Origin of the sequence: Streptomyces sp. NPDC093071 (assembly GCF_044754545.1) — a bacterium.
Taxonomy (GTDB): domain Bacteria; phylum Actinomycetota; class Actinomycetes; order Streptomycetales; family Streptomycetaceae; genus Streptomyces.
In genome coordinates this window covers 280862-305698 of record NZ_JBIVPH010000006.1, presented here as the reverse complement: position 1 = coordinate 305698, position 24837 = coordinate 280862, and the positions used below count along the sequence as shown (strand labels likewise).

Genomic DNA, 24837 nt, shown 5'->3' with positions numbered 1-24837 from the left:
GCGTCCCCCCGGGAGCCCGGCGGACGCGGTGCGAGGGCCCCCGACCGATGGACGCGCCCCGGTGTCGGTGCCAAGCTCGAAGGACCACCGCAAGGCACCGCGGGCACCGCGGAAGCCGTACCGCAGCCGCACCGCCGCGACACCCCCGCTCCCCCGCGCCCGCGTCCCGCCGCACCGTGCGAGCAGTCGGGAGGAAACACGTCATGGGTGACAGGGCGAAGACACCCGCCGGGGCCGCCGGCAGGGCTCCGACGGCCGACCGGCCCTCGGACATACGGAACGTGGTGCTGGTCGGCCACAGCGGATCGGGCAAGACGACGCTCGTCGAGGCCCTCGCGCAGACCGCGGGCGCGCTCAACCGGGCCGGACGCGTCGAGGACGGCGGCACCGTCTCGGACCACGACGAGATCGAGCGGCGCCGCCACCGCTCCGTCCAGCTCTCGATCGTCCCGGTCGGCTGGGACGGCCGCAAGGTCAACCTGATCGACACCCCCGGGTACGCCGACTTCGTCGGGGAGCTGAGGGCCGGTCTGCGCGCGGCGGACGCGGCCCTCTTCGTCGTCTCGGCCGCCCAGGAGGCCGACGCCGTCGCCGCCTCCACGCGCGCGCTCTGGGAGGAGTGCGCCGCCGTCGGGATGCCCCGCGCCGTCGTCGTCACCCACCTCGACACCGCCCGCACCGGCTTCGCCGAGCTGACCGGCGTCTGCGCCGGACTCTTCGGCCGCGACGACCCGGACGCCGTCCTCCCCCTCCACCTCCCCGTGTACGGCCCCGAGGGCGCCGACGGGCACGCGCCCGCGACCGGCCTGATCGGCCTGCTCCCGGAGCGGATCCTCGACTACTCCACGGGCGCACGCCGGGAGGAACCGCCCGACGAGAGCCGACGGGAACTGATCGCGGAGGCCCGCGCCCGGCTCATCGAGGGGATCATCGCCGAGAGCGAGGACGAGACCCTCATGGACCGCTACCTCGGCGGCGAGCCGATCGCCCCCGAGACCCTCGTCGAGGACCTGGAGAAGGCCGTCACCCGGGGCGTCTTCCACCCGGTCCTCGCGGCCGCCCCCGCCGCCGACGGCGGCACGCAGGGCCTCGGCACCGTCGAACTCCTGGACCTGATCACCCGCGGCTTCCCCTCCCCCCTGGAGCACGGGCCGCGCGCCGTCACCACCCCCGACGGACAGCCCCGGCCCCCGGTCGTCTGCGACCCCGAGGGCCCCCTGGTCGCCGAGGTCCTCAAGACCGCCACCGACCCCTACGTGGGCCGGATCTCCCTCGTCCGGGTCTTCTCCGGCACCCTGCGCCCCGACGAGACCGTCCACGTCTCCGGCCACGGCCTCGCGGACCGCACGGGCCCGGCCCCCGACCCCGGAGAGCGGGACCTCCACGAGGCGGACGACCGGATCGGCGGCCTCACCTCCCCCTTCGGCAAACAGCAGCGCCCCGTGGCGCACTGCGTCGCCGGGGACCTCGCCTGCGTCGCCCGCCTCGGGCACGCGGAGACCGGCGACACCGTCTCCGCCAAGGCCGACCCGCTCCTGATGGAGCCGTGGACCCTGCCCGAACCCCTGCTGCCGCTCGCCGTCCGCGCCCACGGCAAGGCCGACGAGGACCGGCTCTCCCAGGGCCTCGCCCGGCTGGTCGCCGAGGACCCGGCCCTGCGGCTCGAACAGAACCCGGACACCCGGCAGACGGTCCTGTGGTGCCTGGGCGAGGCCCACCAGGACGTCGCCCTGGAACGCCTCCGCGAGCGCCACGGCGTACGGGTCGACGCCGTGCCCTACGAGGTGGCGCTGCGCGAGACCTTCGGTAGCGCCGCCTCCGGCCGGGGCCGGCACGTCAAGCAGTCCGGCGGCCACGGCCAGTACGCCGTCTGCGAGATCGACGTGGAGCCGCTGCCGCCGGGCAGCGGCGTCGAGTTCGTCGACGAGGTCGTCGGCGGCGCGGTCCCGCGCCCCTTCGTCACCTCCGTCGAGAAGGGCGTGCGCGCCCAGGCCGCGCGCGGGATCGCCACCGGTCATCCGCTCGTCGACGTCCGGGTCACCCTGCGCGACGGCAAGGCCCACTCCGTCGACTCCTCCGACGCCGCCTTCCAGACCGCCGGCGCCCTCGCCCTGCGCGAGGCGGCCGCCGGCGTCCCCGTCCACCTCCTGGAGCCGGTGGACGAGATCGGGGTCCTCGTCCCCGACGAGTACGTCGGCCCGGTCATGAGCGACCTCTCGGGACGGCGCGGCCGCGTCGTCGGCACCGACCGGGCGGGCCCGGGACGGACCCTCGTGCGGGCCGAGGTGCCGGAGACCGAGATCGTGCGGTACGCGGTGGACCTCAGGTCCGTGTCGCACGGCACCGGACGGTTCGACCGCGCGTACGCCCGGCACGAACCGATGCCGCCCCACCTGGCGGAGAAGATCCGGCAACGGACCTGAAACGGATCCCGGTTGACGGCCCGACGGCCGAGGCCTCCCGTTCCGCCGCCGCGGGGCGGACGGCATTCGGCCGTCCCCGCGCACTCCGGTGACGCGTCGGGGGGTACCCGGTTACGCTGGGGTGCCCAGCTCAGAAGGTGTGCGGGGCACCGCAGTTGGGAAACAGCCCGCACAGGGACTCGGCGCGATGGGGGCGGCAGTGGCGATGGACGGTTTCGGTCTCGGGGCGCAGATCCCCCTCCAGGGCTCGGACGGGCAGACGGCGGCGACCCACGCCCTCGCCTCCGCCGCGTACCGCGACGGCCCCGTCGACAAGATCCTGGACGCCGACAACGACCTGTACAAGTCGAAGGTCACCCCCGGCAAGTGGCACAAGCTCTTCCGCCCCGACCTCGGCGAGGCCTTCTCCCGCGCCGTCCAGGTGCGGATGCTCGGCGGCGCGCGCGGCGCCCTCGTCCAGTCCTTCGGCGTGGAGCCCCAGCCGGTGGTCGTCCACTGCCTCGCCGCCAACCGCATCCGCAAGCAGCGGGACGTGAAGCTGACCCTGATCACGCTCGTCTGCGGAGTCCTCTTCCTGCCCGGCCTGCTCCTCTGGCTCGCCGTCATCCAGCTCCGCCGCTTCGCCGCCGGCTCCGACAACAAGCGCACCGGCTTCCTCGGCAACGCGGTGCTCGTCGCCGCCGGGTTCCTCGCCCTGCTCGTGATGTTCAAGCTGCCCTTCGCCGGGATCCTGCCGACCTATCTGCGCGCCATGCTGATCGCCCCGGTCATCGGCTGGTTCCTCGCCCGCCGCGTCTGCGAGAAGACCGCCGTCGAGCTGCGCGAGCGCTGGAGCGCCCTGCTCGGCGGCGGCGGCATCGGCGCCAAGATCCCCGAGGCGGCGCCCCGGGACCCGGGCGAGAAGGCCGCCGAGGAACTCCGCCAGAACCTGGAGAAGCTCTCCGCCGAGCAGCAGTCCAACGTCGTCTTCTACGCCGGCCCCAAGGGCATCCTCGGCCTGGGCACCCGCTGGGGCAGCTGGACGCTCGCCGAGGAGATCGTCCCCAAGGCCGGCAAGGAGATCCACGACTTCCGCGCCTGGGACGTCGTCCGCAAGATCCACGAGCAGCTCACCCTCCTGGAGCGCGGCTCGCTCAAGACCGGCTTCCCCAAGCCGACGGTGAAGCACTGGATCGTCTCCCCGGTGGGCGAGGGGGCCGACTCCGTCAGCCGCCCCGAGGGCGACAACATCGTCCACTACCAGGTGAAGCCCCACGAGATACAGCGCATCTGCAACGACCAGCAGTTCGGCGCGGGCAACCGCCACTACCTCGGCGTGCAGTTCACCCTCTGGGACGGGAACCTCGTCCTCACCATGATGGTCACCGTGACCTCCCTCCTCCACACGCTCCGCGTGGAGGTCACCGGCCACGCCCTCGGCCCCGTCCACGGCCTCTTCAGCGAGAAGCCCGCGGGGAAGAGCAAGACGGTCTCCAAGTCCGTCCGCTTCTGGGAGACCCGCGAGGTCAAGCTGCCGCTGACCACCACCGACGACGTCGTCCGGACGGCCGTCCGCGCCCCGCTCACCTGGTTCCCGCCGGTCCTGGAGTTCCTCGGCGGCAAGCTCGTCCTGCCGGAGCCCTTCGGCCTGCGCCACGTCTGGGCCGGGCCGCTCTGGAGGAACCGCTTCATGGCCGACGACGCCATCCGCATGGCGACGCCGGTCCTGCGCGCGGTCCACGCGGCCACCATCAAGGTCCTCGACGAGCACAACGTCGAGACCGAGCGCTTCACCAACCGCTCGCTCGTCCTCAGCGGCGGCACCCAGGACGCGAGCCCCCGGAAGGCCGACGTCTACGACGCCTGACCGGCCCGTACGACGGGAAGACCCGGACCCCCTTGTGTGCGGGGGTCCGGGTCTTCCCGTCGTACAAGCCTTCACACAAGCCTTCGTACGAGCCGCCGTACGGATCAGACCGCGGCCGGCCAGGCGTCGGCCAGCATCTGCCGGGTGTCCGCGAGCAGCTGGGGCAGGATCTTCGTGTGCCCGACGACCGGCATGAAGTTGGTGTCCCCGCCCCAGCGCGGCACCACGTGCTGGTGCAGGTGCGCGGCGATGCCCGCACCCGCCACCGCGCCCTGGTTCATGCCGATGTTGAAGCCGTGCGCGCCGGAGGCCGCCCGCAGCGCCACCATCGCCCGCTTGGTGAAGTCGGCCAGCTCCGCCGTCTCCGCCGCGTCCAGGTCCGTGTAGTCGGCGACGTGCCGGTAGGGGACGACCATGAGGTGACCGCCGTTGTACGGGTACAGGTTGAGGACCGCGTACACGCTCTCGCCGCGCGCGATCACCAGGCCGTCCTCGTCCGACTTCGACGGAATCGAGCAGAACGGACAGCCGTCCTCGGCACCCGGCCCGGTCGGCTTGTTCTCGCCCTGGATGTAGGCCATCCGGTGAGGCGTCCACAGGCGCTGGAACGCGTCCTGCGTCCCCACTCCGATCTGCTGCTCCGGCTCAGTCGTCATGCCGTGCAGCATATTGCGTCGTCCGTTCGGAACGTGTCGCCGGGGCGGAGGATCCATCCGCCGTCCATGCTGATGCGATGAGCGACAGGCCACCGACACCGGCCCGGCAGGAGCACTGGGACCGCCGCATGGAGATCCCGCTCGCCGTGGCCTCCACCGCCTTCCTCGCCTCCTACGCAGTCCGGGTCCTCGCCCGCCACCGCCTCCCCCAGGACTGGCTCGACCTCTGCCTCTCCGTGACCCTCACCTGCTGGGCCGTCTTCGGCGTGGACTACGCGGTACGGCTCCGGCTCAGCGGCCTCTCCCCGCTCCGCTTCCTGCGCACCCACCTCCTCGACACGGTGGTCCTGCTGCTGCCCCTGCTGCGGCCGGTACGGATGGTGAGCGCGTACGGCCGGGTCCAGCAGCGCCGCCGGGGCGAGCCGCGGCTCAGCCTGCACGGCCGCGTGATGCTCTACGCCGGGCTGAACGTGGCCCTGCTCGGCTTCGCGGGCGCGCTCACGGTCTACCACCACGAGGTGGACGCCCCCGGCGCCACCATCCGCACCTTCGGCGACGCGGTGTGGTGGACCTGCGCGACCCTGGCGACGGTGGGGTACGGGGACGTGTCGCCGGTGACGCCGATGGGCCGGGTGACGGCGGTGGGCCTGATGGCCTGCGGCCTGGCGCTGCTCGGGGCGGTGACGGGCTCGTTCTCGTCCTGGCTGATCCAGGCGTTCTCGAGGGAGGACGAGAAGAGGCCCCCGGGGGATTCCCCGGGGGCCTCCTGAACGCGCTCCGGTCCGTCAGACCTGGACGCGGTCCTCGACGAGCTTGGCGATCTTGGCGAGGGCCTCGTCGGCGGGGACGCCGTTCTCCTGCGAACCGTCGCGGTAGCGGAAGGAGACGGCACCGGCGGCCATGTCCTCGTCACCCGCGATGATCATGAACGGGACCTTCTGCTTCTGGGCGTTGCGGATCTTCTTCTGCATCCGGTCCGAGGAGGCGTCGACCTCCACCCGCAGCCCCTGCCTCTTCGCCTTCGCGGCGAACTCCTGCAGGTACTCGACGTGCGCGTCGCCGATCGGGATGCCGGTCGCCTGCACGGGCGCCAGCCACGGCGGCATCGCGCCCGCGTAGTGCTCCAGGAGCACCGCGAAGAAGCGCTCGATCGAGCCGAACAGCGCGCGGTGGATCATGACCGGGCGCTGCTTGGTGCCGTCCGGCGCGGTGTACTCCAGGTCGAAGCGCTCCGGCAGGTTGAAGTCGAGCTGCACGGTCGACATCTGCCAGGTCCGGCCGATGGCGTCCCGCGCCTGCACCGAGATCTTCGGGCCGTAGAACGCGGCGCCGCCCGGGTCGGGGGTCAGCGGGAGGCCCTGCTTCTCGGCGACCTGCTGGAGGACCGCGGTGGCCTCCTCCCACGCCTCGTCCGAGCCGACGTACTTCTCCGGGTCCTTGGTCGACAGCTCCAGATAGAAGTCGGTCAGACCGTAGTCGCGGAGCAGGTTGAGGACGAAGGTGAGGGTCTTGTCGAGCTCCTCCGCCATCTGCTCGCGGGTGCAGTAGATGTGCGCGTCGTCCTGGGTGAAGCCGCGGGCCCGGGTCAGGCCGTGCACGACGCCGGACTTCTCGTACCGGTACACGGTGCCGAACTCGAACAGGCGCAGCGGCAGCTCACGGTACGAGCGGCCGCGCGCGTCGAAGATCAGGTTGTGCATCGGGCAGTTCATGGGCTTGAGGTAGTAGTCCACGCCCTCGTCGAGCTGCATGGGGGGGTACATGCCCTCGGCGTACCAGTCGAGGTGACCCGACTTCTCGAACAGCTTGCCCTTGGTGGCGTGCGGCGAGTAGACGAACTCGTAGCCCTCCTCCTCGTGGCGCCTGCGCGAGTAGTCCTCCATGACCCGGCGGATGATGCCGCCCTTGGGGTGGAAGACCGCGAGGCCGGAGCCGATCTCGTCCGGGATGGAGAAGAGGTCCAGCTCGTTGCCCAGCTTGCGGTGGTCGCGCTTCTCGGCCTCGGCGAGGAAGTCGAGGTGGGCCTTCAGCTCGTCCTTCGACGGCCAGGCGGTGCCGTAGATGCGCTGGAGCATCGGGTTCTTCTCGCTGCCGCGCCAGTACGCGGCGGCGTTCCGCATCAGCTTGAACGCCGGGATGTTCCGGGTGGTGGGCAGGTGCGGACCGCGGCAGAGGTCCTTCCAGCACAGCTCGCCGGTCTTGGCGTCGAGGTTGTCGTAGATGGTCAGCTCGCCGCCGCCCACCTCGACGTTCGCGCCGTCGTCGGTCGACGCGGAGCCCTTGATGCCGATGAGCTCCAGCTTGTACGGCTCGTCGGCCAGCTCCTCGCGGGCGGCCTCGTCGGAGACCACGCGGCGGGCGAACCTCTGCCCGCGCTTCTGGATCTCCTGCATCTTCTTCTCGACGGCCTTGAGGTCCTCGGGGGTGAAGGGCCTGTCGACGTCGAAGTCGTAGTAGAAGCCGTCCCGGACCGGCGGGCCGATGCCCAGCTTGGCCTCGGGGAAGAGCTCCTGCACGGCCTGGGCCATGACGTGCGCGGTCGAGTGGCGCAGGATGTCGAGACCGTCCGGGGAGGAGATCTCGACGCCCTCGACGACATCGCCGTCGGCGAGCTCGTACGACAGGTCCTTCAGCTCACCGCCGACGCGGGCGGCGACGATCGTACGGTCGTCGGCGAACAGGGCGCCGGCGGTGGTGCCCGCGCTCACCGCCCTCTCCTCTGCTTCCGAGGCGGACTGGACGGTCACACGGACATCAGACACGGGTACTCCATACATCGGGGCGCCGGCAGACACGAGGTGCCGGCGTCGGTGGCGCGCGGCAGAGACGAGGTGCCGCGCACCGCCGATCTTACGGTCTCGGCCCCGGACCCGGCGTCGGCTTTTCGGGCCGTGCCCCGCCCCCGTCCTCAGTCCTCCGGCCCGCAGGCCTCCCCGAAGAAGTCCAGGTTCTCGTGGAGCGCCTTCATCAGACGGTCCCGTTCCACCTCGTCGACCTGGACGGGGACAACCTCGGAGGCGTCGGTGAGGCGGCGGAAGCCGCCCCGGCTCTCCAGGCGGCCGGAGACCCGGATCGGGAGGCCGACGAGGTGGGCGTGGCCGGCGGTGCGGTACGCCTCCTCGTCGAGGGTGACGCGGACGTGCGGGACCTCGGCCCCGCCCAGGACGCGGAGCCGGACGGTGCCCTCGCCCCGGGGTCCGGAGCGGCGCATACGGACGACGGCGCCGGTGAGGCGGACCGGCACGGCGGGCTCGCCGGTCCGGTAGCGGGCGCTCGCCTCGCGCAGGGCGGGCAGGTCGCCGGGCGAGAACTCGACCGGTCCGGGCCGGGCGGCGCACCCCTCGGGCGGTCCGGCGGCCGGGGCCCACTCCAGGGCGATCCGGGCGCCCTCGGTGCCCCGGACGAGGGCGACGAGGGCCTCGGTGAGCTCGCGGCTGACGCCCGCCTCGACGGCGGCGTCGAAGGCCTCCGTGCCGCCGGTGGCCCGCTGGTAGTCGACGGCCTCGCGGGCCGCGTGGAGCGCGTGGTAGAGCCGGACGGCGATCGGGCGGCCCGGTTCGACGGGCAGGAAGGCGGTGAGGCCGCGCCCGCCGGGGGACGCGCCGACGAGGACGGTCTCCAGGGAGGCCTGGGCGGGGCGCCGGTGCCGGGCGCCGTAGTAGCCGGCCCGGCCGCGCACGGCGAGGGCGCCCGCGAGGAGGAGCTGGCGGGCGGCGGAGCCGAGCTGTTCCCGCACGGTCCAGGGGACGGTGCCGGCGGGGCCGGGGGGCACGTCGCGCCACCAGCGGATCTCGTCGCTGGGCACGGCGAGGCCGGTGAGGACCTCGCGGGCGGAGGGCGTGGCGCTGTGGGCGAGGGCGGCGAGGGCTTCGCCGAGCAGGTCCTCGCAGTCCGGGAAGGCGCGGCTCTCGGGGACGAGCAGGCTCGTGCCGGTGCCGGTGCCGGGCGGGGTCCAGCGGCTGTAGCGGCCGGCCGCGCCGCCGCGCCGCCGCCAGCCGTGGCGGGCGAGCAGGGCGCCGAGGACCCGGGGGTCGACGCGACCGGGGTCGGGCACGCCGTGGGCGTCGGCCCAGGGGCCGGCGGGCGGGGCGACGGGGGTCCCGGACCGGGATCCGGAGAAGCCGGAGCGGGGTCCGGAAAGGTCGGGCCGGGGTCCGGAGGGGGCGCCGGGCGCCGGGTGGGGCCGGTAGGGCGGGGGGACGGGCCCGTGCCCGCCGGATCCCCCTCCCCCGTACCCGGGGCCGTCTCCGTACCCGGGGCCGTCTCCGAATCCGGGGTCGTCGATCGGTCGGTGCATCAAGGTCTCCCTCCCACCCCGACCCGGGTCATGATCTCGCAGAGCGCCCGGTCGTCGAAGATCCGTGTCGTCGGGACGCGCACGGTGGTCCGGCGGCGTCCCGTGACCGGGTGCCCGGCCAGGTTGATCCAGTAGCAGCAGTGCCGCAGGTCGAGCCCGTCGTGGTCCGCCCGCAGCCAGTCGTCCCGGGACCTCGGGACGAGCATCACGACCAGGATCTTGTGCACGGACACGGGGGTCCGGGCGAGCTTCACCAGGTGGTCGTTGTCCAGGGTGAAGGAGAAGGCGCTCCCCCGGGGGCGCGGCGGTATCTGGTAGGTGCACTTGAGCTGCACCTTGATGGTCACCTCGTCGTCGACGGTGTGGCCGGGAGCGCTGTGGCTCACGTGCCAGTCGATGCCGTTGTCCGGAAAGGGCTGGGACAGCGAGCAGCCCGCCGCGGCGGCGACGGCGTGCAGGTATCCCACCTGGAGGGTCTCCATGCAGGCGGTGGTGGCGAGTGAGCCGCGCGTCGGTGCTGCCCGCTGGGGCGGCAGCCCTCCCGACTCGGGCTGGGCGAGCGCCATGTCGTCTTCCTTCCCCGTCCCTTCTGTTGTGACCGGTCCGCGTACGGCGCAAACAGTCCGGGTATCACCGTTTCGGGGCAGGGGGTTGGCCATCTGCCGCACGTGTGCAGGGAGTTCGGGGATGACGATGCACTGGTACGAAGGCCCCCTGGCGGCTTTCGACACGGAGACGACGGGGATCGACGTCGAGGGCGACCGGATCGTGTCGGCCGCGCTCGTCGTGCAGGACACGGCCGGGGCGCGTCCCCGGGTGACGCGGTGGCTGGTGAATCCGGGCATACCGGTGCCCGCGGAGGCCACCGCCGTGCACGGCCTGACGGACGATCACCTCCAGCGGAACGGCCGGTGGCCGGCTCCGGTGATGGAGGAGCTGGGGCGGGCGCTGTCCGAGCAGATCGCGGCGGGGCGTCCGCTGGTGGTGATGAACGCGCCGTTCGACCTGACGCTCCTGGACCGGGAGTTGCGGCGGCACCGGGCGTCGACGCTGGGCACCTATCTGGCGGGCGCGCCCCTGTGCGTGCTCGACCCCCGGGTCCTGGACAAGCACCTGGACCGCTACCGGAAGGGGCGCAGGACGCTGACGGACCTGTGCGCCCACTACGAGGTGGAGCTGGCGGGGGCGCACGACGCGGCGGCGGACGCGACGGCGGCGATGGACGTCGTACGGGCGGTGGCGCGGCGGTTCTCGTCCCGGCTGGAACGGCTGACGCCGGCGGAGCTGCACACGCTCCAGGCGGTGTGGCACGCGGCCCAGGCGCGGGGGCTCCAGGCGTGGTTCGCGCGGCAGGGGACGCCGGAGACGGTGGATCCGTCGTGGCCGCTGCGGCCGGAGCTGCGGACGGCGGCGTGATCCGCGGGGCGCGCCCGCAATGACAGAGGCCGGTCCGTCTTTAGACGGACCGGCCTCTCCCGGTGGGCGATACTGGGATCGAACCAGTGACCCCTTCGGTGTGAACGAAGTGCTCTCCCGCTGAGCTAATCGCCCGGGAACGGGTTGAACCATACAGGCCTCCCGGCCCTTCCTTCAAACCGATCGCAGGTGGGCGGCGAGCCCCCGTCTCCCGCCGCGCATCATCAGGGCGTGGTTGGCGCGGAAGAGGGGTCGGCCGGGGACGGCGAGGACCCTCAGGAGCCGGGCGCGGACCTCGACCTCCTGCTCGTACAGGACGCGGGTGCCGGTTCCCTCCGGGGTGAGGGCCCAGCGGGCCCGGCCCTCCAGGTCCCCGCCGAGGCCGACCTCCAGGACGCGGCCGACGGGGTCGCGGCGCAGGGCTCGGACGGTGACGACGAGGTCGTACGGGAGGAGGGAGCGGAAGCGGGCGGTGCCGGAGGTCCCGTCGCGGGGGACGACCTCGCGGACCTGGGGCCACCAGCGGGGGTAGTCCTCGGCCCGTTCGAGGACGGCGTAGACGGTGTCGGGCGGGGCGGCGAGCCGCCAGACGCAGCGGAATCGGTAGCGGCACCAGTCCATGACCCCAGTGTGGGCGTACTCAGGGGGAGACGGGGGCGAGCGGGGGAATCTGAGTACGGGGACCCATTCCCGGCGGACGCGGCCGGGACGACACTCGGCTCATGGACAACTCCCTGCCGCCCGCGGACGAGCTGGTGCTCGTCGACCGCGAGCTGGCCCAACTCGAAGTGCGCCGGAACCAGTTGCTGACCCGGCGGGCCTGGCTGGTCCAGGTCCTGTACCAGCCGGTCCGGCCGGTGGGGCCGTCGTGGCCCTCGGCTCCGGTGGCTCCGGTGGCGGACTCGACGCCGCGGAGCGCGCAGAACGTGCTGCTGACGCTCGGCGGCACGCTGCTGACGATCGCGGCGGTCGCGTTCACCCTGGTGAGCTGGGGTTCGATGGGGATCGGCGGCCGTGCGGCGGTGCTGTGCGCGGTGACCGGCGCGGCGCTCGCGGCGCCGGTGGCGCTGCTGCGCAGGGGGCTGGGGTCGACGGCCGAGTCGGTGGCGGTCCTGGGGCTCGTCCTGACGGTGCTCGACGCGTACGCGCTGCACCGGGTGGCGCTGACGGACACGGACGGCCTCGGGTACGCGGCGGTGGCCTCGGCGGTCCTGGCGGGGGCGTGGGCGGCGTACGGTACGGCGCTGTCCCGGCTGCGCGTGCCGCTGCCGGCGGCCGTGGTCGCGGCGCAGCTGCCGCTTCCGCTGGGCGTGCTCGCGGCCGGTGGCGGGCCGACGGCCTTCGCGTGGGCGGCGCTCGTCACGGCTGCGGCGGACGGCGCGGCGGTCCTGTGGACACGGCCGCTGCCGGTGCGGGTCACGGCGGGCGTCGGTGCGGCGGTCCTGGGCGGCTGGGCGTTCCTGACGGGCGGCTGGCTCTCCTTCTCCTCGCCGTGGAGCGGCGCGCCGCTGCTCCTGGCGGGTGCGGCGGTGTGCCTGTACGTGGCGTGGCGGACGCCCGCGGTGGCGGTGGCGGCCTCGGTGGTCGCGGGTCTGGCGGCGCCGGCGGCGGTCGGCGGTCTGCTGCGGTCCGTGCTTCCCGGGGACTGGGAGGTCCCGGGGTACGTGCTGTGCGCGCTGGTCCTGGCGTCGGTGGGGCGGGCGGGCGCGGGTGCCCGGCTGCCGCGCGGGGTCCGGGCGGGTCTCGCGGGCGCGGGAGCTGCGGTGACGGCGCTGGGGCTCACGTGGGCGCTGCCGCCGGTGGTAACGGGGGCGCTGGTTCCCCTGGCGCGGACGACGGACGTCTGGTCGGGCGAGCACGCCGGTCCGGTCCTGGGCCCGCACCCCGCGACGGCCGCCCTGGTCCTCGCGGTGGTGGCCGCCGTCCTGGCGTCCGTCCCCCGGCTGTGGGCCCGGTGCGGGGCGCTCGTCCTCGGCTGGGCGCTGCTCACGGCCCTCCCCGTCTCCCTGGGCCTGCCGTACGCGGCGACGCTCGCCCTCCAGCTCCTCACGACGGCGGCGGCCCTGTGGATCGCCGTCCGCCCGACCCCGCTGACCCGGGGCCTGCCCCGGCCGGAGGCGGCCCGGGACGCGAGGACGGCGGCCGCCGGGGCCGTGGACCCGGCCGCGCAGCCGACCGCCGACCCGACGGACCGACCGACCGCCGACCCGACGGACCGACCGTCCGCCGGCCCGGCCGCGTCGGTCACCGACCCGGCCTCTGGTTCCGTCCCGCCCCCGCCCTCGGCCCCGCCCCGGGGCCCGGCGGCCGGTTTCGGCGCCCCCTGGTCCGGCTGGTCCGGCTGGACGCCCCCGAAGCCCCGGCCGCAGGTCCCCGCGGCGGAGCCCGGGACCGTCCTCGGGCGGGTCGCGTACGCCGGCGGGCTCCTGTCCGCCACGGGCGCGGTCGCCCTGGCCCTGGACGTGCGGGAGGCCACGTTCGTCGTGCTCGGAGTGGTCCTCGGACTCCTCGCGGGCGTCGCGGTCCTCGGCACGGGCGCGCGGCGGGTCGTGTCGGCGTGCGGCGCGGTGCTCGCGGCGACGGGCCTGGTGCTCGCCGGGGCGGCGGCCGGTGGTCTGGAGGGCCACTGGGCGGGAGTGGTCCTGCTCCTCGTCCCGGCGGCGACGGCGGTGGTCGGCGCCAAGGCGCGTCCGGTGGCGCTGCCGGTGGAGATCACCGGCGCGGCCGTGGGCCTCTGCGCCCTCGGGCTCGCCGGGTCGCGGCCCGCGTTCCTGGCGCTGGTCCTGGCGCTCGGCGGGGTGATCGCGGCGGCGACGGCGGTCCGGCCGGAGCGGCGCCGGTTCGCCTCCTGGGCGGCGGCGGGCCTGTTCCTCCTCGCCGCCTGGGTGCGGCTGGGGGCCTGGGGCGTGACGACTCCGGAGGCGTACACGCTGCCGGTGACGGTCCCGGCGCTCGTCGTCGGGTTCCTGCGGCGGCGCCGGGACCCGGAGGCCTCGTCCTGGGCGGCGTACGGCCCCGGTCTGGCGGCGACGCTGCTGCCGAGCCTCGGCGCGGCCTGGACGGACCCGGAGTGGGTGCGGCCGCTGGTCCTGGGGGTGGCGGCGCTCGTGGTGACGCTGCTCGGGGCGCGGTTCCGGCTCCAGTCGCTGCTGCTGCTCGGCGGCACGGTGCTCGCCCTGGACGGGCTGCACGAGCTGGCGCCGTACGTGGTGCAGGTGGTGGGCGCGCTGCCGCGCTGGCTGCCGCCGGCCCTCGCCGGGCTGCTGCTGCTCGCGGTGGGCGCCACCTACGAGCAGCGGCTGCGGGACGCGCGGAGGCTGCGGGAGCGGCTGGCGCGGATGCGGTGAGGGTTTCCGGGGGGAACGCCGAGGGCCCGGAGACGGTGGTCGTCTCCGGGCCCTCGGTCCGGGTGGTGGGCGATACTGGGTTCGAACCAGTGACCTCTTCGGTGTGAACGAAGCGCTCTCCCACTGAGCTAATCGCCCGGTGCACCGCACACATTACCCCATGTCAGCGGGGCTCCCGCACCACGCGGAGGTCACTCGTCGATCTTCCACGGCATGACGAAGCCGAACTTCCAGAGGTAGATGCCGAGCAGGACGGCGACGATCACCAGGCCGATGCTGGTGAGGATGATGTTCCGGCGGCGGACCTTGGGGTCGAGGGCGCGCTGGGCGGCCTCGGTGACCTTGCGCTTGGTCCAGCGGAGGACGAGCTGCGCCCAGACGAACTCGGTCGCCCAGATCGCCATGCCGGCGAAGATGACCAGCCAGCCGGGTCCGGGCAGCACGAGCATGAGCACCCCGGCGACGACGACCGCGAGCCCCACGACGAAGACGCCGACCTGCCAGCTGAGGTGCAGGGTCCGGCGGGACTTGATGAACTCCGGTGCGCGGGATCCGAGTTCGGCGTCCTGGTCGGCCGCGGACTCCCCCGTGCGCTCGTCACTCTCCGCATTCATGCCTCCCAACCTACCGGACGCCGGGCGGATACCTGAATGGCCGTATTACCCAAAGTTACACGGGCCCGTACGAGGGACCTGAACGACCACAAAACCGACAGAGGGGTTTACAACGGCACCGGAGGTGGCATGTCGATTTCGCCGACGTGCGAATCCCCGAGCGCACACTGAGCGAAAGGCCCTGGCGCTTATGAACACCACGGTCAGCTGCGAGCTGCACCTGCGCCTCGTTGTGTCGAGCGAGTCCTCACTGCCTGTACCCGCGGGCCTGCGGTATGACACGGCCGATCCGTATGCCGTGCACGCCACCTTCCACACCGGAGCCGAGGAGACGGTCGAGTGGGTCTTCGCCCGCGACCTTCTCGCCGAGGGGCTGCACCGGCCCACCGGCACGGGCGACGTCCGCGTCTGGCCATCTCGTAGTCACGGCCAGGGAGTCGTCTGCATCGCTCTGAGCTCTCCCGAGGGAGAAGCCCTGCTCGAGGCCCCGGCGAGGGCCCTGGAGTCGTTCCTGAAGCGGACCGACGCCGCCGTGCCACCGGGCACCGAGCACCGGCACTTCGATCTCGACACGGAGCTCTCCCACATCCTGGCCGACAGCTGAGCCAGGCCGAGAGCCGCACGGCGCCGTCCGACTCGGGGAGACGGCGCCGCGCGGGCAGCCACACAGGCACGTCATCCGGCGCCCACCACCGCGCAGCCGGCGCGGTGGTGGGCGCCGGTGCCATGTCCGGGTCGCGCTAAAGTCAGCGCCATTCCGCGGGCGCCCGCCCGCGGCCGGCCAGGGAGCGAATCGTGCTGATCCCTCACGACACCCGGATCGCCCTCGACACCGTCGTCGATCTGATGAACACCGCGCCCCAGGGCGACCGCCCCGACGCGCTCGCCGACCTCCGGGGCCTCCACGCCTTCGTGCACGCGCACAAGATCAGCGACGTGGGTGACCTCGGCCCCGGCGACCTGCGGGCCGTGCGCCAGGTGCGCGAGAAGTTCGCGGCGGTCTTCTCCGCGCCCGAGGCCCGGATCGCGGCCCCCCTGATCAACCAGCTGGTGGCGGGCGCGGGCACCACCCCGCAGCTCACCGACCACGACGGCTACGACTGGCACGTGCACTACTTCGCGCCGGGCGCCTCGGTGGCGGACCACCTGGCGGCCGACTGCGGCATGGCCCTGGCGTTCATCGTCGTGGCGGGCGAGCAGGAGCGGCTGCGGCGCTGCGAGGCTCCGGACTGCGGCCGGGCCTTCGTCGACCTCTCCCGCAACCGCTCGCGCCGCTACTGCGACAGCCGGACCTGCGGCAACCGGCTGCACGTGGCCGCGTACCGGGCGCGCCGCAAGGAGGCGGCGGGCTGACGGCCCGGGACCGGAGGGTCACAGCACGAAGAGGTCGTGCACGGCGGCCACCAGCAGCAGACAGCCGATGACGCCGAGGAAGATCATCAGCGGCGGCTGGGAGAGCGCGTACAGACAGCCGCGCGGTTCTTCGCCGGGGGCGTCGGTGGGGGCGGGGACGGGGTCCCGCGAGGTATCCAGCATCTCGGGGGGATGATCGCGCACGCCACGCGCCCGACCTCACGGAACACGCCTTCCGACCGGGGGGTTCACTCCTTCCCGTGGATCACCGAACCGGGACGGACAGCGGAATCGCCAGAAGCGGTCAGATTCCGTGCTTCTTCAGAATCGCCTCGATGTCGCTGAAGTCGTCCCCCGCGGGCTCGGCGGCGGCCCGCGGCTTCCCCGTCACGGCCCTCGGGGCCGCCGGGGCACCGGGAGCCGCGGCTCTCGGGGCGGCCTCCGCGACGGCGGTCCCTCCCCGGCCGGCCCGGCGCCGCTCGACGGCCCGGGTGGACAGGAGGAGCACCCATGCCAGGCCGAGCAGGCCGAAGCCGGCCCAGGCCACCGGGCTGAACGCGGTGCCCGCGATCCAGGCGACGGCCCCCGTCATCACCAGGCCGAGGGGCACCAGCGCGTAGGCCGCGATCCGGACGGCGGGCAGGAAGCGCTTCCGGTACGCCGCGATCGCGGCGATGCCCAGGCCCGCCGCGGACACCGCGGAACAGATGGTCTCGGCGAGCATGTGGTCCTCCAGGTCCCCGGGTGATACGTCCCTTCCATCCTGCACCCGCGCATCGGCCCGGGGCCATGCTCCTCGGCCGGTCTCAGGGAGATCTCCGGGTCACCCCGACCGGGATCTCCTCCCCTGGTCCCGGTGGACTCCCGGGCCTTGACGACCTCCCGGACACGGACGGCCTCCGGGTTCCCGGTGAGCTCCCGGGTCCCGACGATCCCCTGGGTCCCGGCGATCCTCCGGGTCCCGGCGATCCTCCGGGCGGCGGCGGCCCTCCGCGCCCCGGCGAGCTCTGGGCCCCGGCGAGCTCCAGGTGCCGGCGAGCTCCAGGTGCCGGCGAGCTCCAGGTGCCGGCGAGCTCCAGGTGCCGGTGAGGTCCAGGTGCCGGTGAGCTCCCAAGGCCCGGTGAGGGAGACTGCTGGCATGAGCGACTCCACCACCGCACCCGTCTCCCCCGTCGTCCTGGAGGCCTGGTTCGACCTCCAGTGCCCCGACTGCCTCCGGGCCCTCGACGACGTCCGCGCGCTCCGCGAGGAGTACGGCGACCGGCTCGACGTACAGCTGCGTCACTTCCCGCTGCCGAAGCACAAGCACGCGTACGCCGCCGCCCAGGCCGCCGAGGAGGCCTTCGCGCAGGGCGCGGGCTGGCCGTACGCGGAGGCGCTGCTCGCCAGGACCGCCGAGCTCGGCGAGCGGGGCGAGCCGGTCCTCCTGGAGCTGGCGGCCGAACTGGGCCTGGACGCCGAGGAGTTCGACACCGCCCTGATCGACGGCCGGCACCTGCTGACCGTCGACGCGGACGAGGCCGAGGGCAAGGCCATCAAGGTCACCGGCACGCCGACCTATGTCATCGGCGGCGAGCGCCTGGACGGCGGCCAGAGCCAGGAGGGCCTGCGGGAGCGGATCGGGACGATCGCCGACCGCCTCCTCGCCGGCTGACCCGGCCGACCCGGCCGACCCGTCCGACCCGCTCGACCGCCCCGCTACAGCAGCGTCTTGGCGCTGTTGACGTAGGTCGTGCGGTAGCCGAGCGACTCGTAGAGCCGGACCGCCGGGGTGTTGTCCGTGAAGACGTGCAGTCCGAGCAGGGTCTCCCCGGCCTCCCCCGCGACCCGCTCGGCGAGCAGCATCAGCGCCCGCCCGTAGCCGTGCCCGCGATGCTCCTCGTCCACCTCGACGTCGTACACGTAGGCGGCCCGCCGGCCCGATTCGAGTGCGGTCCGGCCGGTCCACAGGACGCCGGCGGGCCGCCCGTCCCGGACCAGCACGTGGAACGCGGCGCCGGGGGTGGCGAGTCCCTCGGGCAGGAGGGTGCGGTGGCTGTTCTCGGCCTTCGCGCGCGCCAGCTCCTCGGGGACGCCCCGCTCGGTCCAGTCCCGCGCGAAGGCCTCCCGGGCCCGCACCCGCCACTCCTCGTACTCGGCGCCGGTCATCGGCCGGACCTCGACGCCGTCCGGCAGCGCGGGCGGGACGGCGGGCAGTTCCTTGACCATGTTCCGGCTGCGCTCGACGTAGCCGAGCGAGCGGACCATGCGCAGGGCGGGCGCGGCACCGGCGGGCACCGACGTCCGCACCTGGACGCAGCCCCAGCTCCGCAGCACCTCCTCGGAGGCGAGCGCGGCGACCGTGCCCCGGCCCCTCCCCCGGTCCTGCTCGTCGATCCGGAGGTCCTGGACCACTCCCGAGGCGGCGCCGAAGTCGGGATCGGTGCTGAGGTGGACGGAGCCGACGCGACGGCTGTTCACGCACACGTCGTAGGTGCGGGAACGGCCGCCGCCGGGCAGCTGCTGAAGCGGCTCGACCGGCCGCAGGGTGGTGGTCATCGGAAGTGTTCTACCCACCCCGGGGCCGTCCGTCATCGGGTTTTGCGGCGGATCGCGACCGCCCTACCCGAGGCGCGGGTCCCGGTCGCGGGCCGCGTGCTCGTCGAAGGTCCGCATGGCCTTGGCGGTGACCGGGCCGGGCGCGGGCGACAGTGCGCGCCCGTCGACCCGGTGCACGGCCTGCACGTCGCGGAGGGTCGAGGTCAGGAAGACCTCGTCGGCGCTCTCCAGGACGTCGAGCGGCAGATCGGTCTCCTCCGCGCCGGTCCACCGGACGGCGAGGGCGCGGGTGATGCCCGCGAGGCAGCCGGAGGAGACGGGCGGGGTGAGGATCCGGCCGTCGACCACGACGAAGACGTTGGAGCCGGTGCCCTCGCAGAGCCGCCCCACCGTGTTGGCGAAGAGCGCCTCGGAGGCCCCCTCCTCGCGCGCCCTGGCGAGGGCGACGACGTTCTCGGCGTACGAGGTGGTCTTGAGGCCGGTGAGGGCGCCGCGCTCGTTGCGGGTCCAGGGCACGGTGATCACCGCGGTGGAGTCGGGGCGGCGGCCGGTCTCGCCGAGGGCGACGACGAGGCTGGTGCCGGAGTCGCCGCGCTCCGAGCCGAGCGGGGAGGGGCCGCCGGTGTACGTGATCCGGAGGCGGCCGAGTTCCATCGGGTTGGCGTCCAGGACGGCGGCGCAGGCGCGGCGGACCTCGTCGAGGTCCGGGTCGGGCAGGCCGAGCCCCCGGGCCGAGCGGGTGAGACGCTCCAGGTGGAGGGTGAGGGCGAACGTTTCGCCGCGCTCCGCCTTGACCGTCTCGAAGATGCCGTCGCCGACGGTCAGTCCATGGTCCAGTACGGAGACCCGGGCGGTCTCCGCGTCGTGCAGCCCGCCGTTGACCCAGAGTTTCATCGAGAAATGGCCTTTCCGGTCGCCTCGGGGGCGCCTTGTCCGTAGGCGCCCGACGCTATCGCGACCAGCCGGGACGCCTTCAGCTCGGTCTCCTCCCACTCGCGCTCCGGGTCGGAGCCCCAGGTGATCCCGGCGCCGGTACCGAAGCGCAGCACGCCCTCGGGGCGGTCGATCCAGAAGGTGCGTATGCCGACGGCCAGCTCGCCGGTGCCCGCGTCGGCGTCGACCCAGCCGACGCCCCCGCAGTAGGGGCCCCGGGGCGCGGTCTCCAGGGCCTCGATGATCCGCAGCGCGCTGGACTTGGGGGCGCCGGTGACCGAACCGGGCGGGAAGGTGGCGGCCAGCAGCTCGGGCCAGCCGGCGTCCTCGCGCAACAGGCCGGTGACCGTGGAGACGAGGTGGACCAGGCCGGGGTGCTCCTCGACCGCGCAGAGGGCGGGGACGGCGACGGAGCCGGTCTCGCTGACGCGTCCCAGGTCGTTGCGGACCAGGTCGACGATCATCACGTTCTCCGCGTGGTCCTTGGGCAGGAGGTCGGCGGCGGTGCGGCCGGTGCCCTTGATGGGCCCCGAGGAGACCAGGGCCCCCTCCCGGCGCAGATAGAGCTCCGGGGAGGCGGTGGCGATCTCCACGCCGTGCGCGGGCAGACGGATCGTTCCGGCGTACGGGGCGGGGTTGCCCCGGGCGAGCAGCGCGGTGAGCGCGTCCACGTCGGCGGCGGCCGGATCGGGCAGCGGCGCGGTCAGGACCCGGCAGAGGTTCGCCTGGTAGACCTCGCCGCGCGCGATGTGCTCCCGCACGCGCCGTACGCCCGCGGTGTACGCGGCGCGGTCCAGGGAGGACGTCCAGGCCCCGGCGGCGGGACCGCGCCAGGCGCCCGGCACGGGCAGGGGCACCGGGTCCGGCCGCACGTCCCCGAAGCGGGCGCAGGTCAGGCGCCCCTCGAAGTCCGCGCAGACGGCCCAGAAGCCGGTGGAGTCCAGGGCCTCGGGGTCGTGGGTGACGTCCCGGAGGTCGGTGGCGACGAGGCCGCCGAAACGGGCCAGGGGAGCGAGGTCGTACACGCGTCGAGTCTAGGTCGGGCGGGGCGGGGGCACCGGGCCGCGTGCGCCGGGGGCTCCGCGCGACCCCGGGAACACGGCGAGTGAACGCCGCGCGAACCCTCCGGGGGCCCGAGCGGGGGCCGGAGCGGCGGCCGGGCCGGGGGCGTCGCCGGTGCCCCGGTCGGCCCGCAGGTCAGCACGCTGCGGAAACGCGTTTTTGTACTGGCCCGGGAATCCGCTAGAGTTCAACACGTCGCCGGGACGCGCAAGCGGAACGGAAACGACAAGCGGACGTGGCTCAGTTGGTAGAGCATCACCTTGCCAAGGTGAGGGTCGCGAGTTCGAATCTCGTCGTCCGCTCGATGTGGGGGATCTTCCCGAACCCCCGTACTCACTCCTGGTGGAGTGGCCGAGAGGCGAGGCAACGGCCTGCAAAGCCGTCTACACGGGTTCAAATCCCGTCTCCACCTCCAAGGACGATTAGCTCAGCGGGAGAGCGCTTCCCTGACACGGAAGAGGTCACTGGTTCAATCCCAGTATCGTCCACTGGACCTTCGGGTCCCGGATCTCCGGATCCCCCGCGCGATTAGCTCAGCGGGAGAGCGCTTCCCTGACACGGAAGAGGTCACTGGTTCAATCCCAGTATCGCGCACGCAGTACGACCGCCTTCGGGTAGGTTGTGCACGTCCCGCGCGATTAGCTCAGCGGGAGAGCGCTTCCCTGACACGGAAGAGGTCACTGGTTCAATCCCAGTATCGCGCACCAGCAAGAAGCCCCCGGCCGCGTCTCGCGGCCGGGGGCTTCTTCGTTCCGGTGTCTCAGGAGGAGAACAGCATCCGTCCGAAGCCGCGCTGGCGGTAGTGACCGCCGCCGTGGTGGCCGCCGTGGTGCGGGGCGCCCCAGGCGGGCGCGGCGGGAGCGGCCTGCGCCGGGTAGGCCTGGGGGGCGGGCGGCGCGGGCGGGGCCTGCTGGACCCACTGGGACTCCAGGCGGGTCAGGGCCTCCAGCTCCCCGTAGTCCAGGAATATGCCCCGGCAGCCGCTGCACTGCTCGATCTGGACGCCGTTGCGGTTGTACGTGTGCATGGCCGCATGACACTTGGGACACTGCATGTTCGGCTCAACTCCCTGACATTTCCGTTCGAATGGTGGCCTCACCTTACGTGGACGCCGAAAGTGCCTACCCGGTTCGATGTCCGGCGATGCGGGCGCAGGTGTCGATCATCACCTCCTCGACCTCGTCGAGCGGCCGGCGTTCGACCGTGGACTTCGCGAGGGCCAGGGCGGCGGTCTGCACCGTCAGGGCCCGGGCCGGCACGTCGAGCCGGACCCAGGGATCGGCGCCCACCGCCGGACCGTCCGCCTCCCGGTACGCGCCGAGGAAACGGGACCAGACCTCCGGGGGCAGGATGCCGGCCGCGAACCAGGCGGCCGGACGGGCCAGGTCCCAGGCCGGATCCCCCGCGCCGAGGTCGTCGACATCGATGAGCCGCCAGGACGGAGGACCCGACGGGGCGTGGGCGAGCCGGACCAACTGGCCCAGGTGGAAGTCGCCGTGACAGAGCAGCCGGGGGACGTCCGCGCGGTCCGCGGGGACCGTACGCCAGGCGGCGAGGACGGTGGCCGCGGCCGGGTGGTCCGGCGCCGCCCGGCGCATCCGGTCCACGGCGAGGGCCGCCTTGAGCGGGGCCCGCATCTCCGGGAGGCCGTCCGCGGCCCCCGGCGGGAGCGGGGTGCGGTGGAGCAGGGCGAGGAGCCGTGCCGCCTCCTCCCAGGGAGCGGCGTCCGGATCTTCCGGGTCCACGGGCGGACCGTACGGCCAGACGGTGACCGGACGCCCGCCGAGCACGTTCGGAGCGGTCGGTGTCGGTGTCGGTGACAGCGGGAGTGGCAGCGGTGCCAGGAGGATTCCGGCGAGGTCCGGGCGGGCGGCCAGCGCGAGCCGCGCGCGGTGCGCCTCGGGGTCGGTGTCGGGGGCGTGCACCTTCACCACGAGCGCCCCGTGGCGTACGACGGTCCCGTCCTCCCGGTCCGCCAGCACCCCGACGAGCCCGTCGTCCGCGCAGCCGCAGGGGGCGGCGCCGGGCGGGTGCGCGGCGGCACGGGCCAGGGCGGCGAGGTGGTCGAGGGGAGTGCCCTCGGTGGCTGCGGGGTGGGGGATGGGGGTCACGCGGGGAGCGTACGGGGTGGGGGGCGGGGGCGTACGGGGGTGGGGGCGGGAGCTTCTGTGCGGGCGGCTTGGTGCGGGGGCCGGTGCGGGCTGCTTGGTGCGGGGCCCGGTGCGGGCTGCTTGGCGGGAGCCCCGTACAGCAGGGCCGGGGGCCCGGTGCGGTAAAGGAGTGGGAACGCGCGAGGGCCGGTCGGCTCCCCAGCCGACCGGCCCCACGCTGCCGTCCGTCGCACCCCCGTCCCCACGGGGCTGATGGGCGGATGTCCCGACCCGGGCCGCTCTCCCGGGTCCGGGGCGCCGCTCAGCGCCCCAGCATCACGCCCACGGACGACGCCTGTGTGACCACCGCTTCCCAGCCGCCGAAGACGACCACGAGCAGGGCCGCGAGAGGAAGAACCATGGCCGTGGCCACCAGGGGGTGACGGCGGCCCGCGGGCCGGCTGGTCGTCCTCGGTGCCGTGTAGGCCATGGTTCCTCTCCCGTCGTGTGGCGCGGCGGGTGCGTAACCTCGGGGGACGAGTGCTGCACCCGCCGCGTGACAACAACCTTAGGAAGCGGGAAGCTCCGGGGCGTCATGCCCGCGTACCGACTTCCGGGCCTCCCGGAGGATGACGGCCGCCCGCACGGCGTACTCCCCTGGGTGGAGACGGGGGCTCGCAACCCCGGGTCATCCCCGAGGGGTTGCCCAGGAGAGGCCTCCGGGCGGCGGGCGGCGTGACATCGCTCACTTCCTTGATCGTCACGGGTGCACCCCGGTCCACGGGGCCCCGGAGGCCTTCCCTCCGGGGTGGGCGGGTGGGGCTCGGCCGGCTCGTCAAGTGGGCCGGGCCGGGCGGGGGTTGGGCGGTGGGGGCGGTTGTCGGGCGCCAGGGGGTCTTCCCAGTACTGACAATCGATCCCGGTGCGAGGGCGCGGCCTATGAGCGCGTGCGGGCGCCACTACGTAAGCTGTGCCACGTCGAACGGACGAGGGGACGGACATGGCGATGATGCGGCTCCGGCGCGAGGATCCGCGGATCGTCGGGTCGTTCCGGCTCCACCGCAGGCTGGGGGCCGGCGGAATGGGCGTCGTGTACCTGGGGTCCGACCGGCGCGGCCAGCGGGTCGCCCTGAAGGTCATCCGGCCCGACCTCGCCGAGGACCAGGAGTTCCGGTCGCGGTTCGCCCGCGAGGTGTCCGCGGCCCGGCGGATCCGCGGCGGCTGCACGGCCCGGCTCGTCGCCGCCGACCTGGAGGCCGAGCGCCCCTGGTTCGCCACCCAGTACGTCCCCGGCCCCTCCCTGCACGACCGGGTCGCCGAGGAAGGACCCCTGCGGGCCGCCGACGTGGCCTCCATCGGTGCCGCGCTCTCGGAAGGCCTGGTCGCCGTCCACGAGGCCGGCGTCGTGCACCGGGACCTCAAGCCGTCGAACATCCTGCTCTCCCCCAAGGGTCCCCGGATCATCGACTTCGGCATCGCCTGGGCCACCGGCGCCAGCACCCTCACCCACGTGGGCACCGCCGTCGGCTCCCCCGGCTTCCTCGCCCCCGAGCAGGTGCGCGGCGCCGCCGTCACCCCCGCCACCGACGTCTTCTCGCTCGGCGCCACCCTCGCGTACGCGGCGATGGCCGACTCCCCCTTCGGACACGGCAGTTCCGAGGTCATGCTCTACCGGGTCGTGCACGAGGAACCGCACCTCCACGGCGTGCCCGACGCGCTGGCGCCCCTCGTCCGGGCCTGTCTCGCGAAGGACCCCGAGGACCGGCCCAGCACGCTCCAGCTGTCGATGCGGCTCAAGGAGATCGCGGCCCGCGAGGCCCAGGGGCTGCCCGCCTCCCGGCCGCCCGTGCAGCGGGAGCGCGCCGAGGAGCGGAACGCCGTCCGGCCCACTGAGCGGTACACCGAGTACACCGAACGGGACACGCGCGGGCGTGGGCCCGAGCGCGGGTCCGAACGGGGTGTCGAGCGCGGCTCCGATCGGGAGCGGGAGCGCGAGCGCGGTCAGGGGCGGGGGGCGTCCTCCCGGTCCTCCGCCGGGCCCCGGACCGGGGGCTCGCGGTCCCCGCAGTCCCGGCCCGGCACCCGGCCCGGCGTCCGCTCCACCTCGACGGGCCGCCGCCCCGCCAACCCCCGGCTGCTGCGGCAGCGGCTCTTCGTCTTCGTGGTCGTCACCCTGGTCGTCGCCCTCGGCATCGCCGCCGCGCAGGCGCTCCAGAGCTGAGCCGTCCCGGGCTGAGCCGTCCCGGGCCGAGCCGTCCCGGG

The 24837-nt window shown here is 74.0% G+C and carries 23 protein-coding genes and 7 tRNA genes; 14 read left to right on the top strand and 16 right to left on the bottom strand.

Annotated features, from left to right (window positions below; genetic code table 11):
- Positions 1-203: 203 nt before the first annotated feature.
- On the top strand, positions 204-2423 hold the full coding sequence (locus ACIQD7_RS24255; protein WP_402444147.1) for an elongation factor G-like protein EF-G2: 2220 nt from the start codon (positions 204-206) through the stop codon (positions 2421-2423).
- 187 nt (positions 2424-2610) lie between these two features.
- A complete protein-coding gene (locus ACIQD7_RS24250) occupies positions 2611-4269 on the top strand; it encodes a hypothetical protein (protein WP_237529186.1) in 1659 nt (552 codons plus the stop codon).
- A 104-nt stretch (positions 4270-4373) separates the two neighbouring features.
- On the opposite strand, the gene ACIQD7_RS24245 is transcribed toward ACIQD7_RS24250, so the two are convergent.
- Positions 4374-4937 (bottom strand): HIT domain-containing protein, encoded by a 564-nt coding sequence (locus tag ACIQD7_RS24245; protein WP_121831726.1) that lies wholly within the window; start codon positions 4935-4937, stop codon positions 4374-4376.
- 65 nt (positions 4938-5002) lie between these two features.
- On the opposite strand from ACIQD7_RS24245, the gene ACIQD7_RS24240 reads away from it, so the two are divergent.
- Positions 5003-5695, top strand: a complete 693-nt coding sequence (locus tag ACIQD7_RS24240; protein ID WP_402444145.1) for a potassium channel family protein — start codon at positions 5003-5005, stop codon at positions 5693-5695.
- Between the two features lie 15 nt (positions 5696-5710).
- Here the strand turns inward: ACIQD7_RS24240 and thrS are convergent, their stop codons facing one another.
- The 3 genes from thrS to ACIQD7_RS24225 form a co-directional block, all read right to left on the bottom strand.
- The gene (thrS, locus tag ACIQD7_RS24235) at positions 5711-7687 is read right to left on the bottom strand and encodes a threonine--tRNA ligase (protein WP_121831728.1); all 1977 of its coding nucleotides are present in this window, start codon (positions 7685-7687) and stop codon (positions 5711-5713) included.
- A 146-nt stretch (positions 7688-7833) separates the two neighbouring features.
- On the bottom strand, positions 7834-9222 hold the full coding sequence (locus ACIQD7_RS24230) for a hypothetical protein (RefSeq protein ID WP_402444144.1): 1389 nt from the start codon (positions 9220-9222) through the stop codon (positions 7834-7836).
- Positions 9222-9788: a DUF4365 domain-containing protein gene (locus ACIQD7_RS24225; RefSeq protein ID WP_121831730.1), complete on the bottom strand. Its 567-nt coding sequence runs from the start codon at positions 9786-9788 to the stop codon at positions 9222-9224. Before ACIQD7_RS24225 ends, ACIQD7_RS24230 begins: the two co-directional genes overlap by 1 nt.
- 121 nt (positions 9789-9909) lie before the next feature.
- Here ACIQD7_RS24225 and ACIQD7_RS24220 point away from each other — a divergent pair, with 121 nt between their 5' ends.
- Positions 9910-10638: a 3'-5' exonuclease gene (locus ACIQD7_RS24220; protein WP_402444141.1), complete on the top strand. Its 729-nt coding sequence runs from the start codon at positions 9910-9912 to the stop codon at positions 10636-10638.
- A gap of 63 nt (positions 10639-10701) precedes the next feature.
- On the opposite strand, the gene ACIQD7_RS24215 is transcribed toward ACIQD7_RS24220, so the two are convergent.
- Positions 10702-10773: transfer RNA gene (locus tag ACIQD7_RS24215), tRNA-Val, on the bottom strand.
- 39 nt (positions 10774-10812) lie between these two features.
- Entirely contained in the window at positions 10813-11259 is a 447-nt protein-coding gene (locus ACIQD7_RS24210; protein WP_402444139.1) for an SRPBCC family protein, read from the bottom strand.
- A 101-nt stretch (positions 11260-11360) separates the two neighbouring features.
- On the opposite strand from ACIQD7_RS24210, the gene ACIQD7_RS24205 reads away from it, so the two are divergent.
- Positions 11361-13985, top strand: coding sequence for an SCO7613 C-terminal domain-containing membrane protein (locus tag ACIQD7_RS24205; RefSeq protein ID WP_402444137.1), 2625 nt, complete (start codon positions 11361-11363; stop codon positions 13983-13985).
- A gap of 63 nt (positions 13986-14048) precedes the next feature.
- Here ACIQD7_RS24205 and ACIQD7_RS24200 read toward each other — a convergent pair.
- Positions 14049-14123, bottom strand: a tRNA-Val gene (locus ACIQD7_RS24200).
- 53 nt (positions 14124-14176) lie between these two features.
- On the bottom strand, positions 14177-14599 hold the full coding sequence (locus tag ACIQD7_RS24195; RefSeq protein ID WP_402444135.1) for a TIGR02611 family protein: 423 nt from the start codon (positions 14597-14599) through the stop codon (positions 14177-14179).
- A 190-nt stretch (positions 14600-14789) separates the two neighbouring features.
- Here ACIQD7_RS24195 and ACIQD7_RS24190 point away from each other — a divergent pair, with 190 nt between their 5' ends.
- Together ACIQD7_RS24190 and ACIQD7_RS24185 are read left to right on the top strand one after the other, a co-directional pair.
- A complete protein-coding gene (locus ACIQD7_RS24190; protein ID WP_015032345.1) occupies positions 14790-15203 on the top strand; it encodes an SsgA family sporulation/cell division regulator in 414 nt (137 codons plus the stop codon).
- Between the two features lie 191 nt (positions 15204-15394).
- Positions 15395-15952: a CGNR zinc finger domain-containing protein gene (locus tag ACIQD7_RS24185; protein ID WP_121828991.1), complete on the top strand. Its 558-nt coding sequence runs from the start codon at positions 15395-15397 to the stop codon at positions 15950-15952.
- Positions 15953-15970: 18 nt separating this feature from the next.
- Here the strand turns inward: ACIQD7_RS24185 and ACIQD7_RS24180 are convergent, their stop codons facing one another.
- Both ACIQD7_RS24180 and ACIQD7_RS24175 read right to left on the bottom strand, forming a co-directional pair.
- A complete protein-coding gene (locus ACIQD7_RS24180; RefSeq protein ID WP_163013769.1) occupies positions 15971-16135 on the bottom strand; it encodes a hypothetical protein in 165 nt (54 codons plus the stop codon).
- Between the two features lie 121 nt (positions 16136-16256).
- Entirely contained in the window at positions 16257-16676 is a 420-nt protein-coding gene (locus tag ACIQD7_RS24175; RefSeq protein ID WP_402444133.1) for a hypothetical protein, read from the bottom strand.
- A gap of 414 nt (positions 16677-17090) precedes the next feature.
- Here ACIQD7_RS24175 and ACIQD7_RS24170 point away from each other — a divergent pair, with 414 nt between their 5' ends.
- Entirely contained in the window at positions 17091-17606 is a 516-nt protein-coding gene (locus ACIQD7_RS24170) for a DsbA family protein (RefSeq protein WP_402444131.1), read from the top strand.
- A gap of 44 nt (positions 17607-17650) precedes the next feature.
- Here the strand turns inward: ACIQD7_RS24170 and ACIQD7_RS24165 are convergent, their stop codons facing one another.
- From ACIQD7_RS24165 to ACIQD7_RS24155, 3 genes are all read right to left on the bottom strand, one after another.
- Positions 17651-18490 carry a GNAT family N-acetyltransferase gene (locus tag ACIQD7_RS24165; protein WP_402444129.1) on the bottom strand — a complete coding sequence of 280 codons (840 nt, stop codon included), beginning with the start codon at positions 18488-18490 and terminating at the stop codon, positions 17651-17653.
- A gap of 63 nt (positions 18491-18553) precedes the next feature.
- Positions 18554-19384 carry an aminotransferase class IV gene (locus ACIQD7_RS24160; RefSeq protein WP_402444127.1) on the bottom strand — a complete coding sequence of 277 codons (831 nt, stop codon included), beginning with the start codon at positions 19382-19384 and terminating at the stop codon, positions 18554-18556.
- Positions 19381-20448 (bottom strand): chorismate-binding protein, encoded by a 1068-nt coding sequence (locus tag ACIQD7_RS24155; protein ID WP_383404131.1) that lies wholly within the window; start codon positions 20446-20448, stop codon positions 19381-19383. The genes ACIQD7_RS24160 and ACIQD7_RS24155 overlap by 4 nt, the downstream gene beginning before the upstream one ends.
- A gap of 266 nt (positions 20449-20714) precedes the next feature.
- Here ACIQD7_RS24155 and ACIQD7_RS24150 point away from each other — a divergent pair.
- The 5 genes from ACIQD7_RS24150 to ACIQD7_RS24130 all read left to right on the top strand — a co-directional run bounded on the left by ACIQD7_RS24150 (position 20715) and on the right by ACIQD7_RS24130 (position 21192).
- Positions 20715-20787, top strand: a tRNA-Gly gene (locus ACIQD7_RS24150).
- A gap of 39 nt (positions 20788-20826) precedes the next feature.
- Positions 20827-20900, top strand: a tRNA-Cys gene (locus ACIQD7_RS24145).
- Between the two features lies 1 nt (position 20901).
- A tRNA-Val gene (locus ACIQD7_RS24140) sits at positions 20902-20973 on the top strand.
- Positions 20974-21007: 34 nt separating this feature from the next.
- A tRNA-Val gene (locus ACIQD7_RS24135) sits at positions 21008-21079 on the top strand.
- Positions 21080-21117: 38 nt separating this feature from the next.
- Positions 21118-21192: transfer RNA gene (locus ACIQD7_RS24130), tRNA-Val, on the top strand.
- Between the two features lie 53 nt (positions 21193-21245).
- Here ACIQD7_RS24130 and ACIQD7_RS24125 read toward each other — a convergent pair.
- From ACIQD7_RS24125 to ACIQD7_RS24115, 3 genes are all read right to left on the bottom strand, one after another.
- Positions 21246-21539: a zf-TFIIB domain-containing protein gene (locus ACIQD7_RS24125; RefSeq protein WP_121828997.1), complete on the bottom strand. Its 294-nt coding sequence runs from the start codon at positions 21537-21539 to the stop codon at positions 21246-21248.
- A 67-nt stretch (positions 21540-21606) separates the two neighbouring features.
- Positions 21607-22596: a phosphotransferase gene (locus ACIQD7_RS24120; RefSeq protein WP_402444124.1), complete on the bottom strand. Its 990-nt coding sequence runs from the start codon at positions 22594-22596 to the stop codon at positions 21607-21609.
- 301 nt (positions 22597-22897) lie between these two features.
- Positions 22898-23065, bottom strand: coding sequence for a hypothetical protein (locus ACIQD7_RS24115; RefSeq protein WP_163013770.1), 168 nt, complete (start codon positions 23063-23065; stop codon positions 22898-22900).
- 510 nt (positions 23066-23575) lie between these two features.
- On the opposite strand from ACIQD7_RS24115, the gene ACIQD7_RS24110 reads away from it, so the two are divergent.
- The gene (locus ACIQD7_RS24110) at positions 23576-24796 is read left to right on the top strand and encodes a protein kinase (RefSeq protein ID WP_402444122.1); all 1221 of its coding nucleotides are present in this window, start codon (positions 23576-23578) and stop codon (positions 24794-24796) included.
- The last annotated feature ends 41 nt before the right edge of the window (positions 24797-24837 follow it).

What these genes read in the sequence shown, in the direction of transcription:
- ACIQD7_RS24190 (WP_015032345.1), top strand. Translation starts at nt 14,790, where the DNA reads ATGAACACCACGGTCAGCTGCGAGCTGCACCTGCGCCTCGTTGTGTCG.
- ACIQD7_RS24160 (WP_402444127.1), bottom strand. Translation starts at nt 19,384, where the DNA reads ATGAAACTCTGGGTCAACGGCGGGCTGCACGACGCGGAGACCGCCCGG.
- ACIQD7_RS24255 (WP_402444147.1), top strand. Translation starts at nt 204, where the DNA reads ATGGGTGACAGGGCGAAGACACCCGCCGGGGCCGCCGGCAGGGCTCCG.
- ACIQD7_RS24125 (WP_121828997.1), bottom strand. Translation starts at nt 21,539, where the DNA reads ATGCAGTGTCCCAAGTGTCATGCGGCCATGCACACGTACAACCGCAAC.
- ACIQD7_RS24195 (WP_402444135.1), bottom strand. Translation starts at nt 14,599, where the DNA reads ATGAATGCGGAGAGTGACGAGCGCACGGGGGAGTCCGCGGCCGACCAG.
- ACIQD7_RS24180 (WP_163013769.1), bottom strand. Translation starts at nt 16,135, where the DNA reads ATGCTGGATACCTCGCGGGACCCCGTCCCCGCCCCCACCGACGCCCCC.
- ACIQD7_RS24210 (WP_402444139.1), bottom strand. Translation starts at nt 11,259, where the DNA reads ATGGACTGGTGCCGCTACCGATTCCGCTGCGTCTGGCGGCTCGCCGCC.
- ACIQD7_RS24240 (WP_402444145.1), top strand. Translation starts at nt 5,003, where the DNA reads ATGAGCGACAGGCCACCGACACCGGCCCGGCAGGAGCACTGGGACCGC.
- ACIQD7_RS24170 (WP_402444131.1), top strand. Translation starts at nt 17,091, where the DNA reads ATGAGCGACTCCACCACCGCACCCGTCTCCCCCGTCGTCCTGGAGGCC.
- ACIQD7_RS24220 (WP_402444141.1), top strand. Translation starts at nt 9,910, where the DNA reads ATGACGATGCACTGGTACGAAGGCCCCCTGGCGGCTTTCGACACGGAG.
- ACIQD7_RS24115 (WP_163013770.1), bottom strand. Translation starts at nt 23,065, where the DNA reads ATGGCCTACACGGCACCGAGGACGACCAGCCGGCCCGCGGGCCGCCGT.
- ACIQD7_RS24250 (WP_237529186.1), top strand. Translation starts at nt 2,611, where the DNA reads ATGGGGGCGGCAGTGGCGATGGACGGTTTCGGTCTCGGGGCGCAGATC.
- ACIQD7_RS24110 (WP_402444122.1), top strand. Translation starts at nt 23,576, where the DNA reads ATGGCGATGATGCGGCTCCGGCGCGAGGATCCGCGGATCGTCGGGTCG.
- ACIQD7_RS24230 (WP_402444144.1), bottom strand. Translation starts at nt 9,222, where the DNA reads ATGCACCGACCGATCGACGACCCCGGATTCGGAGACGGCCCCGGGTAC.
- ACIQD7_RS24165 (WP_402444129.1), bottom strand. Translation starts at nt 18,490, where the DNA reads ATGACCACCACCCTGCGGCCGGTCGAGCCGCTTCAGCAGCTGCCCGGC.
- ACIQD7_RS24205 (WP_402444137.1), top strand. Translation starts at nt 11,361, where the DNA reads ATGGACAACTCCCTGCCGCCCGCGGACGAGCTGGTGCTCGTCGACCGC.
- ACIQD7_RS24245 (WP_121831726.1), bottom strand. Translation starts at nt 4,937, where the DNA reads ATGCTGCACGGCATGACGACTGAGCCGGAGCAGCAGATCGGAGTGGGG.
- ACIQD7_RS24175 (WP_402444133.1), bottom strand. Translation starts at nt 16,676, where the DNA reads ATGCTCGCCGAGACCATCTGTTCCGCGGTGTCCGCGGCGGGCCTGGGC.
- ACIQD7_RS24225 (WP_121831730.1), bottom strand. Translation starts at nt 9,788, where the DNA reads ATGGCGCTCGCCCAGCCCGAGTCGGGAGGGCTGCCGCCCCAGCGGGCA.